The sequence below is a fragment of the Pseudomonas sp. UBA5706 genome, from assembly GCF_002419965.1.
Classification (GTDB): Bacteria; Pseudomonadota; Gammaproteobacteria; order Pseudomonadales; family Pseudomonadaceae; genus Aquipseudomonas.
On record NZ_DIHC01000043.1, the window covers coordinates 102460 to 119895 of the forward strand.

General features: G+C 55.0%; 12 protein-coding genes. 7 read left to right on the top strand and 5 right to left on the bottom strand.

What is annotated here, in order from left to right; all coding sequences use genetic code 11:
- Positions 1-5 precede the first annotated feature (5 nt).
- Positions 6-2648: an MGH1-like glycoside hydrolase domain-containing protein gene (locus B3I26_RS21280; RefSeq protein ID WP_296260592.1), complete on the bottom strand. Its 2643-nt coding sequence runs from the start codon at positions 2646-2648 to the stop codon at positions 6-8.
- A gap of 267 nt (positions 2649-2915) precedes the next feature.
- Between B3I26_RS21280 and B3I26_RS21285 the strand changes: the two genes are divergently transcribed.
- Positions 2916-4031, top strand: a complete 1116-nt coding sequence (locus tag B3I26_RS21285; protein ID WP_296260593.1) for an acyltransferase family protein — start codon at positions 2916-2918, stop codon at positions 4029-4031.
- 262 nt (positions 4032-4293) lie between these two features.
- On the opposite strand, the gene gyrB is transcribed toward B3I26_RS21285, so the two are convergent.
- From gyrB to dnaA, 4 genes are read right to left on the bottom strand one after another with little or no spacing between them, the layout of a single operon-like run.
- Complete coding sequence (gene gyrB, locus B3I26_RS21290; RefSeq protein ID WP_296260594.1) at positions 4294-6711, bottom strand: DNA topoisomerase (ATP-hydrolyzing) subunit B; 2418 nt, start codon at positions 6709-6711, stop codon at positions 4294-4296.
- A 4-nt stretch (positions 6712-6715) separates the two neighbouring features.
- Positions 6716-7819, bottom strand: a complete 1104-nt coding sequence (gene recF, locus B3I26_RS21295) for a DNA replication/repair protein RecF (protein ID WP_296260595.1) — start codon at positions 7817-7819, stop codon at positions 6716-6718.
- 14 nt (positions 7820-7833) lie between these two features.
- Positions 7834-8937, bottom strand: coding sequence for a DNA polymerase III subunit beta (gene dnaN, locus B3I26_RS21300; RefSeq protein WP_296260596.1), 1104 nt, complete (start codon positions 8935-8937; stop codon positions 7834-7836).
- Positions 8938-8972: 35 nt separating this feature from the next.
- On the bottom strand, positions 8973-10508 hold the full coding sequence (gene dnaA, locus B3I26_RS21305) for a chromosomal replication initiator protein DnaA (protein WP_296260597.1): 1536 nt from the start codon (positions 10506-10508) through the stop codon (positions 8973-8975).
- 587 nt (positions 10509-11095) lie between these two features.
- Between dnaA and rpmH the strand changes: the two genes are divergently transcribed.
- From rpmH to mnmG, 6 genes are all read left to right on the top strand, one after another.
- On the top strand, positions 11096-11230 hold the full coding sequence (gene rpmH / locus B3I26_RS21310) for a 50S ribosomal protein L34 (RefSeq protein ID WP_002551315.1): 135 nt from the start codon (positions 11096-11098) through the stop codon (positions 11228-11230).
- Between the two features lie 16 nt (positions 11231-11246).
- Positions 11247-11648 (top strand): ribonuclease P protein component, encoded by a 402-nt coding sequence (gene rnpA / locus B3I26_RS21315; RefSeq protein ID WP_296260600.1) that lies wholly within the window; start codon positions 11247-11249, stop codon positions 11646-11648.
- Positions 11641-11886, top strand: a complete 246-nt coding sequence (gene yidD / locus B3I26_RS21320) for a membrane protein insertion efficiency factor YidD (RefSeq protein ID WP_296260602.1) — start codon at positions 11641-11643, stop codon at positions 11884-11886. Before rnpA ends, yidD begins: the two co-directional genes overlap by 8 nt.
- Before the next feature lie 2 nt (positions 11887-11888).
- On the top strand, positions 11889-13568 hold the full coding sequence (gene yidC / locus B3I26_RS21325; protein ID WP_296260603.1) for a membrane protein insertase YidC: 1680 nt from the start codon (positions 11889-11891) through the stop codon (positions 13566-13568).
- Positions 13569-13646: 78 nt separating this feature from the next.
- Positions 13647-15017: a tRNA uridine-5-carboxymethylaminomethyl(34) synthesis GTPase MnmE gene (gene mnmE, locus B3I26_RS21330; RefSeq protein ID WP_296260604.1), complete on the top strand. Its 1371-nt coding sequence runs from the start codon at positions 13647-13649 to the stop codon at positions 15015-15017.
- 516 nt (positions 15018-15533) lie between these two features.
- Positions 15534-17432: a tRNA uridine-5-carboxymethylaminomethyl(34) synthesis enzyme MnmG gene (gene mnmG / locus B3I26_RS21335; protein ID WP_296260606.1), complete on the top strand. Its 1899-nt coding sequence runs from the start codon at positions 15534-15536 to the stop codon at positions 17430-17432.
- Positions 17433-17436: the final 4 nt, after the last annotated feature.

A 17436-nucleotide genomic window follows, 5' to 3' on the forward strand; every position in this document is an offset into this window, starting at 1 on the left:
TAATTTCATTCCCTCGGTTGCAGCAGAAGGGCCACTAATGCACTCCAGCCCGTCTGATGCGAAGCCCCGAGTCCACGCCCATTTTCGCCGTGAAAGTATTCGTGAAACAGCACCAGGTCCTGGCTGTGGGGATCTATTTCAAGCTGTGGATAACCAGCCATGGAAGGCCGATTACCTTCTTCATTGCGTAAGAAAAGTCTGCATATCCGATGGCTAAGTCCGTCAGCCACTTCCTCGAGCGACGCCAGATAGCCTGAGCCGCTGGGGTATTCGACAGAGAAGTTCTCGTCGTAATAGCGATGAAACTCACGCAGTGACTCGATGAGCATGTAATTCAACGGCATCCACACCGGCCCTCGCCAGTTGGAATTGCCTCCGAACAGACGTGATTTTGATTCCGCCGGTTCGTAATCCGCCGACAGCGTATTGCCATTTATGTGCATGCTGAAGGGTGCCTGGCCATAGTAACGCGACAACGAACGTATGCCATATGGTGAAAGAAACTCGCTGTCATCGAGCATGCGCTTGATCAGGTCCTTGGTGCGTTGCCCGCGCAACAGCGCCAGCAGCATTCGATTACCCTTGCCGGGTTCGGTCCAGCGCGAAACCAGAGCCGCTAAGTCAGGCCGATGATGCAGGAAGCCGAGCAACCGCTCGCGCAGATCCCTTAGCCCCTCATGTTCGCGTTGCTCCAGCACGCGTACTGCGAACAGCGGGATCAGTCCCACGAACGAGCGCAGCTTGACCGATTCCCGCTCGCCATCCGGACGATGCAGCACGTCGTAGAAAAATCCATCGACATCGTTCCACAGGCCCTCGACCTCATCTTGATCAATCTCGTTAATGGCGCCAGCGATATATAGGAAGTGCTCGAAGAACTTCACTGCGATATCGACATAAACCTCATTGTGCTGCGCAAGCTCCAAGGCAATTCGCATCAGGTCCAACGCGTAGCCGGCAACCCAAGCGGTACCGTCGGCCTGATCGAGTTGATAACCAGGGGCGAGGGCGGCCGAGCGGTCGAACAGGCCAATGTTGTCCAGGCCCAGGAATCCGCCCTGAAAAATGTTCCGACCCTCGGCATCCTTGCGGTTGACCCACCAGGCGAAGTTCAGCAGAAGCTTGTGGAAAATCCGCTCGAGAAAGACCACGTCTCCCTCGCCCTTTTGTGTTTTTTCCATCTGGTAAACGCGCCAGGAGGCCCAGGCATGCACGGGTGGGTTGGCGTCGTCGAAGCGCCATTCATAGGCTGGCAACTGCCCGTTGGGGTGCATGAAACGATCCTTCACCAGCAACAACAGCTGATCTTTTGCGAACTCGACATCGATCAAGGCGAAGGCGACGGCCTGGAACGCGAGATCCCAGGACGCATACCAGGGGTATTCCCATTTGTCCGGCATCGAAACAATGTCGAAGTTGTACAAATGCCGCCACTGATTGTTGCGAATGTGCGACCGCTCAGCGGGCAATGGCGGCGAGCCGGGATCACCTTCAAGCCAGGCTTTGACGTCGAAGTAATACAGTTGCTTGGACCATAGCAGCCCGGCGAGCGCCTGACGCTGGACGTTACGTGCATCGACGTCCTGGAGGTTGCACTGCAAGGCCTGGAAATACTCATCGGCCTCAGCCCGGCGCTGTTCGAACAGCGCTTTGGCGTTCACATGGCTTGAACCCGCTGGCGCGAAACGCAGATAGACCACCTGCGAAGCATTGCCTTCCAACGTCAGCAAAAAATGCGCAGCTGCCTTGGTGCCGGTGTCGTGACGAACTGCATCGCGTTTGCCAGCCAGAAGCCAGTCGTTAACACCGTCCTTGAAAGGTCCGACGCTGGGCTGCCCGAACAGCCTTGGTGTGTTGGTGTGGTTTTCACAAAATACCCACTCACACGGAGCAGGCCCCCACGCTGTAGCCTCTTTGGCTGGCTGCATCGGATGGACAGCGGTGACGAGGTCATCGACACGCGAGAGGGCAGGGCGCTCGGCGCCAGGGGTCCAGCTCCAAACATCTCTCGCCCACAGCTGCGGCAGCACATGCAGGCGAGCTGAACGGCTCGAACGATTGACCACGGTGACGCGCATGAAAATATCGTCGGGGGTGAGCTTGGCGTATTCGATACTCACGTCGAAATAATGGTTGTCGTTGAAGACGCCGGTATCAAGCACCTCGTACTCGGGGTCGTCCAAACCGCGACGTGCGTTCTCCTCGACCAGATCACTATAGGGAAATGCCACGTGCGGGTACTTGTAGAGCATCCGCATATACGCATGGCTTGGCACCCCATCGACATGGAAATACAGCTCCTTGACGTCTTCGCCATGATTGCCTTCAGCGTTGTTCAAACCGAAAAGTCGCTCCTTGAGAATAGCGTCTCGCTCGTTCCACAACGCTAGCCCCAAACACCAATGCTGGGCTTTATCCGAGAAACCGGCCAGCCCATCTTCACCCCAGCGATATACCCGACTGCGCGCGTGGTCGTGGGGAAAATAATCCCAAGCGTTGCCATCGGCGCTGTAGTCCTCGCGCACGGTACCCCACTGACGATCACTGAGGTAGGGACCCCATTCGCGCCATTGCTCCGCATTATCTTGTTTGAGCCGCAGCCCTTCGGTGGTGTTCAGCAGCGATGCATTGGCAAAATCAGCAGGCATGTTCACTTCCACAAATTACAGTCTGGATCGGCTGGAAACAGGCGCGTTTACAGAAAATCTATCGCACCGCGGCTTGGGTCAATTTCTTGGCAACAAGGTTATTCATGGGCCGATTAGTGATGGCAATTAGACGCGGCATCTAGCCAGTGTATGGTTCCAACGTCGAATAACTAAAGCCTCTTCGTTACTGTGCGTCACATTGGCTGCAAAGCATCACAGCGGGGAACGTATCAAAATGTCGTAGCCCTGATCGTGGGCGGAGGCGGTATGAATACAGTGGGTGATCTGGCGTCCAGACGAAACAATAACTTCAACTTGATTAGAATGCTCGCCGCCATCGCTGTGCTGATATCGCACAGTTACCCACTGTCCCAAGGCAGCGTAGCGGTTGAGCCGCTGGCAGGGTGGCTTGGCCTTTCACTGGGCGAACTCGCGGTCATCACATTTTTTTGCGTTTCGGGTTTCTTCATTTCCCTCAGCCGTGACCGCACGCCAAGCACTATCGATTTCTTCTCGGCGCGCTTTCTGCGTATTTATCCAGGACTTCTTCTAGTGCTGCTGTTGAGCGTCTTGGTCATCGGTCCAATCTTCACGACATTAAGGGCTGAGGAATATTTCCGCTCGGGCGCCATTTACAGTTACCTGCGCAATAACCTAATGCTGTTCAGCATGCAGTTCCAGCTGCCGGGCCTGTTCGAGGATAATCCTTGGCCTGGCATAAACGGCTCATTGTGGACGCTGTTCTATGAAGTGACCTTGTATGTGCTGGTGGGTGGGCTGGGAGCGTTTTCGTGCTATAGCAAAGGCCGCAGATTTGCGGGTTTCTTGGTGGTCTATGCAGTCGCCTATTGCGCGTTCAAGATCGTACTTGCAAACACCACGCTGCTGATCGACATGCACCGCATGCAGTTTTTCTTTACCTGGAGCCTGCCATTCGTCCTCGGCATGTCACTGTACCGGTATCGGCAGAACATCCAGCATCGATTCATCTGGTTCTTACCGCTGGCAGCACTGGCGGTTTGGTCTTATCAGGAGCCATACTTTTTCGAATGTTTCGTAACCGCGTGGACCTATCTGATCTTCTATCTGGGTTTCGCTACCAACGGCCTGTTCGACCGTTACAACCGGTTGGGCGATTACTCATATGGTGTGTACATTTATGCGTTTCCAGTGCAGGAAGTTCTGGCGCATACCTTCAAGGGAATTGGGCCTATGAGCATGACGCTTATGGCGTTTCCGATAGTGATGATCGCAGCGGTGTTCTCTTGGCATTTCATTGAGAAGCCGGCAATGTCGAAACGGCATATGGCTGCGGCGCGGCTTACAAACTCGTTTAATGGCATGAAAGCGTATTGGGTTGCCCAGGGGAGGGATGCAACCTGAAGCAATACCCTTTCAGCTGACTTTTAGGCTTAGGCGACCTTCGGGAATTCGCGTCTCGTCAACTCGCGAACAGGCGCGCTTACGTCGCTCCCTGCGATGTTCCACGTGGAACATCAGCCTACCCGAAGCGCGAAGGACAAAACTGTAAGCTCTTGCTTACCATTGATTGTCCGGTTTCGCTCAATAAAAAACCCGGCACAAAGGCCGGGTTTTCTATTAGCGGGCGTCCATAAACCTGAATCAGCAACGGCATCCGTTGCAGTTAGAAATCAAGATTAGAGACCGCCAGCGCGTTAGCTTCGATAAAGTCACGACGCGGTTCTACGGCGTCGCCCATCAGCGTATTAAAAATCTGATCGGCGGCGATGGCGTCTTCAACAGTCACTTTCAGCATGCGGCGGACCGAAGGGTCCATCGTGGTTTCCCATAGCTGATCCGGGTTCATCTCGCCCAGTCCCTTGTAGCGCTGAATGGTGTGACGCTTGGTACTTTCAGCCATCAGCCACGCAAGGGCTTCCTTGAACTCGGCAACCGGCTTCTTGCGCTCGCCCCTTTGCACGTACGCACCTTCCTCAAGCAGGGTGCTAATCTGCAGACCCAGCGCGGTAACAGTCTTGTAGTCATTACTGCCAAAGAAGTCACGGTTGAACGTCACGTAGTTGGAAAGGCCGTGGGAGATCAATTCGACCTCCGGCAACCAGACATTGCGTTCACGATCTTCCCGAAGGCTGGCCTTGTAAACCAAACCTGATTTCTCGCCCACACGCAGACGTTCGTCAAACTTGGCTAGCCAATCTTGCATGACGCCATGATCTGAAAGTTGTTCCATCGAAACCGGAGGAAGGTAGACGAAATGCTCGGTCAACTCCTGTGGATACAACCGAGAAAGACGCTTGAGGGTCTTCATGACCATGCGGAAATCGTTGACCAGTTTCTCCAGTGCAGCACCTGAAATTCCCGGTGCCGACTCATTCAAATGCAGGCTCGCGTCTTCCAGAGCCGACTGCGTCATGTACTCTTCCATGGCGTCGTCGTCCTTTATGTACTGCTCTTGCTTGCCTTTCTTGACCTTATACAGAGGCGGTTGAGCAATGTAGATATACCCACGCTCGACCAGCTCCGGCAACTGACGGAAGAAGAACGTCAACAACAGGGTCCGGATATGCGACCCGTCGACGTCAGCGTCGGTCATGATGATGATGTTGTGATAGCGTAACTTGTCGATGTTGTACTCTTCGCGACCAATGCCGCAGCCGAGCGCTGTAATCAACGTGCCGACTTCCTGAGAGGAAATCATCTTGTCGAAACGGGCTTTTTCAACGTTAAGGATTTTGCCTTTAAGCGGCAGAATAGCCTGTGTCTTACGGTTGCGACCCTGCTTGGCGGAGCCGCCAGCAGAGTCACCTTCCACTAAATAAAGTTCAGAAAGGGCAGGATCTTTCTCCTGGCAGTCAGCCAGTTTGCCTGGCAGGCCAGCGATGTCCAACGCACCTTTACGACGCGTCATTTCGCGCGCTTTACGGGCCGCTTCACGAGCACGCGCAGCGTCGATCATCTTGCCGACGACGGCCTTGGCCTCGTTTGGGTTTTCCAGTAGGAAATCAGAGAAGTATTTACCCATCTCTTGTTCGACCGCCGTCTTCACTTCTGAAGAAACCAGCTTGTCCTTGGTCTGAGAACTGAACTTCGGATCAGGCACTTTCACCGATATGATCGCGGTCAAGCCTTCACGAGCGTCATCGCCAGTAGTCGCGACCTTGTGCTTCTTTGCCAGACCTTCCTGCTCGATATAGGTGTTCAGGTTACGCGTAAGCGCGGAACGGAAACCCACCAAGTGCGTACCACCGTCGCGCTGAGGAATGTTATTGGTGAAGCACAGGAGGTTCTCGTTGAAGCTGTCGTTCCACTGCAAAGCGATTTCGACACCCACGCCATCATCGCGCTGGATATTAAAGTGGAATACTTGGTTGACCGGAGTCTTGTTGGTGTTGAGATATTCAACGAAAGCACGCAGGCCGCCTTCATATTTGAACAGCTCTTCCTTGCCGCTGCGCTCGTCCTTGAGGACGATGCCAACACCTGAGTTTAGGAAGGACAGCTCCCGAATACGCTTGGCCAGGATATCCCAACTAAAGTGGATGTTCTTGAAAGTGTCGGCCGATGGTTTGAAATGGATTTCAGTACCGGTGCTGTCGCTATCACCGACTATTTTCATCGGCTCTTGAGGGACGCCATGAACGTAAGTCTGCTCCCAGATTTTTCCACTGCGGCGAACGGTGAGATTCAACTCTTCCGAGAGTGCGTTCACTACCGAAACGCCCACACCGTGCAGACCGCCGGATACCTTGTAGGAGTTGTCGTCAAACTTACCGCCGGCGTGCAGCACGGTCATGATGACTTCAGCGGCCGAGACGCCTTCTTCTTTATGCACGTCAACCGGAATGCCGCGACCGTTGTCGCGAACGGTTATGGACTCGTCCGGGTGGATGATGATGCTGATATCGTCGCAGTGACCGGCCAGAGCTTCGTCGATAGAGTTATCCACCACCTCAAACACCATGTGGTGAAGACCACTGCCATCGTCCGTATCACCGATGTACATACCGGGACGCTTGCGTACGGCATCCAGTCCTTTCAACACCTTGATACTGGACGAGTCGTACGTTTGATTTTCGCTCATGCATTCACTCCCGATGGTCGTGGGTCTGGGTGATACTGCCATGTTCCACGTGGAACAAAGCAACTGGCGTTTCCGTGTGCCAGCCTTCCCTCAACAATTCATGATCTACACAGGTAATAAAAACCTGGCAGCGTAATTCTTCCAGCAGGCGACAAAGGGCGCTGCGGTGGTTCTCGTCGAGTTCAGACGGAAGATCGTCGACAAGATAAATACATTGGCCTCGGCGAGCCTGGCTGACTAGATGTCCCTGCGCGATGCGCAGTGCACAGACCACCAGTTTCTGCTGGCCGCGTGAAAGGATATCTGCCGCGTTATGGCCACTGAGTCTTAAACGCAGGTCCGCACGTTGCGGTCCTGATTGGGTGTGGCCCATCTGCTGATCGCGGTACAGGGAAGAGGCGAGCACAGCGCTCAATTCTTTCTCTTTATCCCAGCCGCGGTAGTAACTCAGGGTCAGTCCTTCAAGCCGCACCAGTTCGCTCAAAGTGTGCTCGAAGACAGGCTTCAACGCCTTGATGTAAGCCCGACGATACTCATCGATCTCATCACTGGCTTGGCATAGCTCACGGTCCCAGGCCGCCTGCGACGCCGCGTCCAGTGTACCATGCCGAAGCCATGAGTTCCGCTGCCGCAAAGCCTTCTGCAAGCGCTGCCAAGTGGCCATAAAGCGAGGTTCCACGTGGAACACTCCCCAGTCGAGAAACTGTCGACGGATCTTCGGAGCGCCCTCGAGCAAACGGAAGCTATCGGGATTGATCAACTGCAGCGGCAGGGTTTCTGCCAGCTGAGCAGCGCTTTTAGCATTTTGCCCATCTATTCGGATCTGGAAATCGCCTTGCCGGTCTCGAGAAATCCCGAGGTTGCTATGACCGCCCTCGGCGAGTTCAACCTGTCCAAACACCGTGCAGGCGGGTTGCTCGTATTGGATGACAGGCTGCAGGCGAACGCTTCGGAATGAACGAGCGAGCCCGAGCAGATGTATGGCTTCTAAGACACTGGTTTTCCCACTGCCGTTAGCGCCATAAAGAATATTGATGCGGGGAGAAGGAGAGAAGGTCACCGGATGCAGATTGCGCACCCCGGTGACCGAGACGCGGCTGAGAGACATCTACTGGCTGCTGGTTACAGGCGCATCGGCATTACAACGTATGCCGAATCGTCATTGCCAGACTCCTGAACAAGTGCGCTGCTGTTGGAATCGGAGAGAATCAGACGTACTTGCTCAGTAGTCATAACCCCCAGGACGTCGAGCAAATAGCTCACGTTAAAGCCGATCTCTAGAGAAGCGCCGCTGTAGTCGACGCCGATTTCTTCCTCGGCCTCCTCCTGCTCAGGGTTGTTCGCCTGAATTTTCAGCTGACCGCTGGCCAGTTGCAGGCGAATACCGCGGTACTTTTCATTCGACAAAATAGCTGTGCGGCTAAATGCTTCGCGCAAGGCCTGACGATCACCGACAACCAGTTTGTCGCCCCCCTTTGGCAGCACCCGTTCGTAATCCGGGAATTTGCCATCTACCAGCTTGGAGGTGAAGGTGAACTCACCTGTAGTCGCACGGATGTGGTGCTGACCCAGGACGATGCTGACTACCCCGTCCTGCTCGGTGAGCAGACGTGCGAGCTCGAGGATACCCTTACGAGGAACAATCACTTGATGACGGTCTGGCTGTTCGATTTCCGCATCCATCGAGCACATCGCCAAACGGTGGCCGTCAGTCGCTACCGCACGCAGAACTCCGGACTGAACTTCGATCAGCATACCGTTAAGGTAGTAACGCACATCCTGTTGAGCCATCGCGAAACTGGTGCGCTCTATCAAACGTCGCAGCTTGCTTTGCACCAGGTTGAATGTCAGTGAACCCGGACCTTCTTCGACGGAGGGGAAATCATCTGCCGGCAAGGTCGACAGCGTGAAGCGACTGCGCCCGGCCTTGACCACCAATTTCTGCTCATCGAGTTTGATATCGATGAGTGCGTCGTTCGGCAGGCTTTTGCAGATATCCATCAGCTTACGCGCTGGAACTGTGATTTCGCCTGGCTCTGCCGGCTCTTCCAGCTGCACGCGGCCCACCAGCTCGACTTCCAGGTCGGTACCGGTCAAAGACAGCTGCTGGCCTTGGACGACCAACAGCACGTTAGACAGAACCGGCAAGGTCTGGCGGCGTTCGACAACGCCTGCGACCAGTTGCAGGGGTTTCAACAGGGCTTCGCGTTGAATGGTGAAATGCATGGTCTAGTCCCTTGCCTTGATAAGCTGCGTTGGCATCACGTAGTCAAAGTACGCAGCAGGTTCTTGTAGTCCTCGCGGATATCCGCATCGGATTCTTTAAGTTCATTGATCTTGCGGCAAGCATGAAGCACGGTGGTGTGGTCGCGCCCACCGAACACATCGCCGATCTCCGGCAGGCTGTGATTGGTCAGCTCTTTGGACAACGCCATCGCTACCTGACGCGGGCGCGCAACCGATCTGGAACGACGCTTCGACAGAAGGTCGGAAATCTTGATTTTGTAATACTCAGCGACCGTTCTCTGAATGTTATCCACACTCACCAGTTTGTCCTGCAATGCCAGCAGATCCTTGAGCGACTCACGAATCAGCTCAATGGTGATATCACGCCCCATAAAGTGCGAGTGAGCGATCACACGCTTCAGCGCACCTTCGAGCTCACGCACATTGGAACGGATACGCTGGGCAATGAAGAAGGCAGCGTCATGAGGAAGATCGACCTTAGCCTGATCCGCTTTCTTCATCAGAATTGCAACACGGGTTTCAAGCTCGGGCGGCTCGACCGCAACTGTCAGGCCCCAGCCGAAACGCGATTTCAGACGCTCTTCAAGCCCCTCGATTTCCTTGGGATAGCGGTCACTGGTCAGGATAACCTGCTGGCCGCCCTCGAGCAGGGCGTTGAAGGTATGGAAGAACTCTTCCTGGGAACGCTCCTTGCGCGCAAAGAATTGAATGTCGTCGATCAGCAATGCATCCACCGAGCGATAAAAACGCTTGAACTCGTTGATCGCGTTCAGCTGCAACGCCTTGACCATGTCCGCCACGAAACGCTCGGAGTGCAGGTACACAACCTTCGCATTGGGGTTTTTCTTGAGCAGATGGTTACCCACCGCATGCATCAAGTGAGTTTTACCCAGGCCAACGCCGCCATAGAGGAACAGCGGGTTATAGCCGTGCTTGGGATTGTCCGCTACCTGCCACGCCGCCGCGCGCGCCAACTGGTTGGATTTACCTTCGACGAAATTCTCGAAAGTAAAGGTGCGGTTCAGGTAACTAGTGTGCTTGAGCGCACCCTCTACCTGGACGTTACGTTGCTCAGCGCGCGCCGGAGCCTGCTGCGAACTCGCCCCTGCCATCGGGTCGAAGCTGGCACGCGAAGGCTCATCATCAACATCCAGAGAGGCTTGTATGACCGGAGCCGGAGCCGATTTCGGTTCTGCGGCCGGTACAGACGAGGGCACATTGTGGGTGGCGATGTGCTGGGCTGCCTGAGAAGCAGCAGCGGCGGCAGCCAGCGGTGCATTAGGCGCTGCCCTGGGAGCGGAGCTACGTTTGCTGCCTATTAATAAGGAAAGAGCAGGTGCGACGCCTTGACCCTTCTCACCCAGTAGCTCAAGCAAGCGCCCAAGGTACTTTTCATTAACCCAATCGAGTACGAACCGATTAGGCGCATAGACACGCAACTCGTCGCCCTCGGCTTCGACCTGTAGCGGACGGATCCAGGTGTTGAATTGCTGGGCAGGCAGCTCATCGCGCAAAAGCTCTACGCACTGCTGCCAAAGTTCCACTGACACGGATATCCCCTAAGTTTCGAAAGCCGGTGAGGCAAAACAAGCGGCCATTGTAACCACCCCTTACGGACTTATCCACATGTGCAGCGCCACCAGACGTCTCAAAATCAAGATCTTATGGGAGTAAAAGCCGACCGATGGCATGTGCATAAGCCCTGTGGATAACCGTGGCTGACCTCATTGCATAAGTCTGCTTTGAAATCTGTGGACAACTGACCTGTGGATAAAATCGATTTCTACCCACAGGTTTTCCGAGTACGCGGCACAGGCGGAGCACGGTTTGTCGACAGACTTTCGATTCGCTGTACACCCTGCGGTTAGAGGGTTACAGAGTGTTATCCACAGACAGTGGCCTCCCTAGTTCTTATAAGCTTTACAAAAAAGCTTTAAATACCTTCCTTCTTTATTCTTATGTCTATGCCTCGACCTCCAGCCAGGTCAGAGCCCACGAATGACGAAGAAATACCCATAAGAAGTAAATGCACGAAACCGTGGTTGGAAATTGACCTTCGAGCTTGCTTTCTCTAGAATCCCCGCTCTCTTAAAACGGGGTCATTCCGGCCCGTTGTGGACGAACCAGGTAACACACCATGAAACGTACTTTCCAACCGAGCACCATCAAGCGCGCCCGCACTCACGGCTTCCGTGCTCGTATGGCCACTAAAAACGGCCGTGCAGTTCTGTCGCGTCGTCGTGCCAAAGGCCGTAAGCGTCTGGCAGTTTGATTAATCGGCACAGGTGGTGAGTCAGGACTTCAGTCGGGAAAAGCGTTTGCTGACACCCCGGCATTTCAAGGCAGTCTTTGACTCCCCCGCCGGCAAGGTTCCGGGGAAAAATCTTCTGCTCCTTGTGCGCAACAACGACCTGGATCACGCCCGCTTGGGACTGGTGATCGGTAAGAAGAGCGTCAAGCTCTCCGTCGAGCGCAATCGCTTGAAACGCCTGATGCGCGAATCGTTTCGTCTCCACCAGGACGCCCTGGTTGGATGGGATATCGTGGTTGTCGCGCGAAAAGGCTTGGGTGATATTGAAAACCCCGAATTGATTCAGCATTTCGGCAAGCTCTGGAAACGTCTGGCGCGCAGCCGGCCCACTCCAGAAGTCAAAACCGAAACTGCAGGGGTAGACAGTCCTGATGCGTAAACTGGCGCTCGCTTCGATCCAGTTTTACCGCTACGCCATTAGCCCCCTGATGGCCAGTCACTGTCGTTTCTACCCCAGTTGCTCCTGCTATGCGTACGAAGCCATTGAACATCATGGCCTGGTACGCGGCGGCTGGCTGACCGTACGCCGGTTGGGTCGCTGTCATCCGTGGAACCCCGGTGGTTTCGACCCGGTTCCACCCGCTCCCACCTCCCGTTCCTCTTCGATGGCCGAGTAATCATGGATATCAAACGCACAATCCTGATCGTCGCCCTGGCAATCGTGACCTATGTCGGTGTCCTCAAATGGAACCAGGACTACGGTCAAGCTGCCCTGCCGACTCAGAATGTTGCCGCCAACACCAATACATCCGCTCTTCCTGACACTCCACAAGGTACAACTGCCGCCAATGCAGACGTGCCGAGTGCCACAGGTGAAGTCTCTGCTCCTGCCGAAACCCCGGTGGCTGTCAGCAAAGATCTGATTCAGGTGAAAACTGACGTATTGAACCTGGAAATTGATCCGGTAGGTGGTGATGTGGTGCAGCTTCGTCTGCCGCTGTATCCACGTCGGCAAGATCATCCCGAGATTCCATTCCAGCTGTTCGACAACGGTGGCGAACGTACTTTTCTCGCACAAAGTGGCCTGACGGGCGCAAATGGTCCCGATGCGCGTGCCACTGGCCGGCCGGTGTATGTCTCCACACAGAAAAACTATCAACTGGCCGACGGCCAGAACGACCTGGTCGTGGATCTGAAGTTCAGCGACGCGGGCGTCAACTACATCAAGCGCTTCACCTTCAAGCGCGGACTGTATGACCTGACCGTCAGCTATCTGATCGACAACCAAAGCGCCCAGGCGTGGAACGGCAACCTGTTTGCCCAATTGAAACGCGATGCAAGTGCAGATCCGTCCTCGACCACCGCTACTGGCACCGCGACTTACCTGGGTGCGGCCATGTGGACACCATCGGAACCTTACAAAAAGGTTTCGATGAAGGACATCGACAAGGGTTCGGTCAAAGACACTGTACAAGGCGGCTGGGTGGCCTGGCTGCAGCACTATTTCGTGACCGCATGGATTCCGAACAAGGCTGACAGCAACACTGTGACCACCCGCAAGGACAGTGCCGGTAACTACATCATCGGTTTCACAGGGCCTGCGGTAACCGTCGCACCAGGCGCGAAAGCCGAAACGACCACTACGCTTTATGCAGGTCCGAAAAGCCAGGCTGTGTTGAAAGAGTTGTCCCCAGGTCTCGAATTGACAGTGGACTACGGCATTCTCTGGTTTATCGCCCAGCCGATTTTCTGGCTGCTGCAACATATCCACAGCATTGTCGGTAACTGGGGCTGGTCCATCATCTTCCTGACCATGCTGATCAAGGGTCTTTTCTTCCCTCTGTCGGCCGCCAGTTACAAGTCGATGGCCCGTATGCGCGCCGTAGCGCCACGTCTGGCTGCCCTTAAAGAGCAGCATGGTGACGACCGTCAGAAACTTTCGCAGTCTATGATGGAGCTGTACAAGAAAGAGAAGATCAACCCGCTGGGTGGATGCCTGCCAATTCTCGTTCAGATGCCAGTGTTTCTATCGCTTTACTGGGTCTTGCTGGAAAGCGTCGAGATGCGTCAAGCCCCATGGCTGCTGTGGATAACTGACCTGTCGATCAAGGATCCTTTCTTCATCCTGCCGATCATCATGGGCGCAACCATGTTCATCCAGCAGCGTCTGAACCCTACCCCACCGGATCCGATGCAAGCCAAGGTCATGAAGCTGATGCCGATCATCTTCACCTTCTTCTTCCTGTGGTTTCCGGCAGGTTTGGTGTTGTACTGGGTTGTGAACAACACCCTGTCCATTACCCAACAGTGGTACATCACCCGCAGCATCGAGGCGAAAGCCAGGAAAGCCGCAGTATGATCTACCCTGTGAATAAGTAATTCAGAACGCCCCCTCGTGGGGCGTTTTGCTATCCGTCAGTTATTCAGGAACCGGACCATGAACGTCCCTCGTGAAACCATCGCAGCCATCGCCACTGCACAGGGCCGAGGCGGCGTTGGCATTGTGCGTATCTCCGGCCCGCTAGCCAGCGTCGCTGCCCAAGCGATCCTTGGAAAGCTCCCGCAACCCAGGTACGCCCACTATGGCCCCTTCCATGATGGCAATGCTCAAGTCATAGACGAAGGAATCGCCCTGTATTTCCCGGGACCCAATTCTTTCACCGGTGAGGACGTCCTGGAACTCCAGGGGCACGGTGGCCCGATTGTGCTTGATATGTTGCTCAAGCGCTGTGTACAACTCGGCAGCCGCCTGGCCCGACCAGGTGAATTCAGCGAGCGTGCATTTCTCAACGACAAGCTGGACCTGGCTCAAGCAGAAGCCATTGCTGACCTGATCGAAGCGAGTTCTGCACAGGCGGCGCGTAACGCTTTGCGTTCGCTTCAAGGCGCGTTCTCAGCGCGTGTGCATAACCTGACGGAAAAGCTGATCAAGCTGCGCATTTATGTGGAAGCCGCAATCGATTTTCCTGAAGAGGAAATAGACTTCCTTGCCGATGGCCATGTTCTAAGCCAGCTCGATGACGTACGTGCTCAGTTGTCCACAGTCTTAAGCGAAGCCAATCAGGGCGCGCTACTGCGCGATGGTATGACTGTAGTGATCGCAGGACGTCCCAATGCTGGCAAATCAAGTCTGCTCAACGCGCTGGCCGGCCGGGAGGCCGCGATTGTCACTGAAATTGCCGGGACTACGCGTGACGTGCTTCGCGAACATATCCACATCGACGGCATGCCGCTTCACGTTGTGGACACTGCAGGGTTGCGTAGTACAGAAGATCAGGTGGAAAGAATAGGCGTCGAGCGCGCATTAAAGGCCATTGGCGAAGCTGATCGGATCCTGCTGGTCGTCGACGCGACAGCGCCAGAAGCAGCAAACCCTTTTGCACTATGGCCCGAGTTTCTCGAGGAGCGGCCCGATCCTGCTAACGTCACCCTTATTCGAAACAAGACTGACATCAGCGGTGATCCGGTCGGGTTGCAGGTCAGCCCAGATGGCCATGTCACCATTAACCTGAGCGCCAAAGCGGGTGGGGAGGGCCTGGACCTGCTGCGAGATCACCTCAAAGCCTGCATGGGTTATCAACAGACGTCTGAAAGCAGCTTTAGCGCCCGCCGGCGCCATCTGGAAGCCCTACACAAGGCCAGTGCTTCGTTAGAGCATGGTCGTTTGCAGCTGACCCTGGCAGGCGCTGGAGAGTTACTCGCGGAAGATCTGCGCCTGGCTCAGCAATCGCTTGGTGAAATTACCGGCGCATTCAGTTCGGATGATTTGCTAGGACGCATTTTTTCCAGCTTCTGCATCGGCAAATAACGCCCTCCGTTATTCACAGGTAGGTTATCCCCGACGTGCCTGTATCAGCTATTCCTTTCTAAAGCGTCCACGTTTTGTACAAAGCGTGGATAGCGTCATCGTGTGCGTTCCTAATCCTCTCAAAACTCCCGGCGTGAGCTTTGTGTATAACCGTCGCTTAGCCCAGTTGATAAGTACGCTTTTAGCCTGAGGACATTTGTGCCTGTGGACAACCGGCGATTTAATCCACAGGCTTAGACACGTTATCCAATGGGTCCAGCCGTGGCTAGACACAGACTTTAAATCCTCTGTACACCTCGTATTAAAAGGCTTACGTAAATCTATCCACAGAATCATTGCTCTCTAAACATAAACATAAAAACAAAGCTTTTATAAATTTCTTTCTTTTTAATTTCTTTAGCTGCCATTCATCCACAGCTGGTTAAATTTTGCGCAAAAGGTTCCTTTCATAGCGGTGAAGTCCCTATACTTGCCGCCAATTTCCTATTCCCCCCATTAACAGGCACGAGGTGCGTGGTGGATTTCCCTTCCCGTTTTGAAGTGATCGTCGTCGGCGGCGGTCATGCCGGTACCGAGGCCGCACTGGCGTCTGCACGAATGGGTGCCAAGACACTGTTGCTCACGCATAACGTGGAAACGCTCGGCCAAATGAGTTGCAACCCAGCCATCGGTGGCATCGGCAAAAGCCATTTGGTCAAGGAGATCGACGCGCTCGGCGGGGCCATGGCAACAGCTACTGATCTGGGCGGGATTCAATTCCGTGTGTTGAACAGCCGTAAAGGTCCGGCAGTGCGCGCTACACGCGCCCAGGCTGATCGCATTCTCTACAAAGCTGCCATTCGCGAGATCATCGAGAATCAGCCGAACCTGTGGATATTTCAGCAATCCTGCGACGACCTGATCGTCGAGCAGGATCAAGTTCGCGGTGTTGTCACCCAGATGGGTTTGCGCTTCCTGGCCGACTCGGTGGTTTTGACTACCGGCACATTTCTGGGTGGACTTATCCACATCGGTCTGCAGAACTATTCGGGGGGCCGTGCAGGTGATCCGCCGTCCATCGCGCTGGCGCGTCGATTACGCGGACTGCCTCTGCGCGTCGGCCGCCTGAAGACAGGTACGCCACCGCGCATTGATGGTCGTTCGGTGGACTTTTCTGTGATGACGGAACAGCCGGGCGATACACCGATTCCTGTCATGTCGTTCATGGGCTCCAAAGAGCAACATCCACGGCAGGTGAGCTGCTGGATTACTCACACCAACGCGCGGACGCATGAAATCATCGCCGCCAACCTCGATCGTTCGCCGATGTATTCCGCTGCCGGGGAGATCGAGGGGATTGGTCCACGCTATTGCCCTTCGATCGAAGACAAGATCCATCGCTTTGCCGACAAGCAAAGCCATCAGGTGTTTATCGAGCCTGAGGGGCTGACCACCCATGAGCTCTATCCGAACGGTATCTCGACTTCACTGCCGTTCGATGTGCAGTTGCAAATCGTGCGGTCGATCCACGGTATGGAAAATGCCCACATCGTTCGTCCCGGATACGCCATCGAGTACGACTATTTCGACCCGCGAGACCTGAAGTACAGCCTGGAAACGAAAGTCATTGGCGGGCTGTTTTTTGCCGGGCAAATCAACGGCACCACCGGTTACGAAGAAGCCGGTGCGCAAGGCCTGCTCGCAGGTGCCAATGCTGCACTGCGTGCCCAAGGCAAGGAAAGCTGGTGTCCTCGCCGAGATGAGGCGTACATCGGGGTGCTTGTGGATGATCTGATTACTCTGGGAACCCAAGAGCCATATCGGATGTTTACCTCTCGCGCCGAATATCGTCTGATTCTGCGCGAAGACAACGCCGATCTTCGCCTGACCGAAAAGGGTCGCGAACTGGGTCTGATCGATGACGCCCGGTGGGCCGCTTTCTGCGCCAAATGCGAAGGCATCGAACTGGAAGAGCAGCGCTTGAAGTCCACCTGGATTCGTCCGGGGACTGAACAGGGCGATGCCGTGTCTGCTCATTTCGGCACGCCCTTGACCCATGAATACAACCTGCTCAACCTGTTGAGCCGTCCGGAAGTGGATTATTCCAGCCTTGTAGCGCTGACAGGCAGCGCAGAGATCGCCCCACAAGTCGCCGAACAGGTCGAGATCAAGACCAAGTACGCTGGCTACATTGACCGCCAGCAGGATGAAATCGCCCGGTTGCGCGCCAGCGAAGACACGAAATTACCCCAGGATATCGATTACACCGGTATCTCCGGGTTGTCGAAAGAGATTCAAAGCAAGTTGGGGATAACTCGTCCTGAGACCCTGGGCCAGGCTTCGCGGATCCCCGGCGTTACCCCTGCGGCCATCTCGCTGTTGCTGATTCATTTGAAAAAACGCGGCGCGGGCCGTCAGTTGGAGCAAAGCGCTTGAGTTC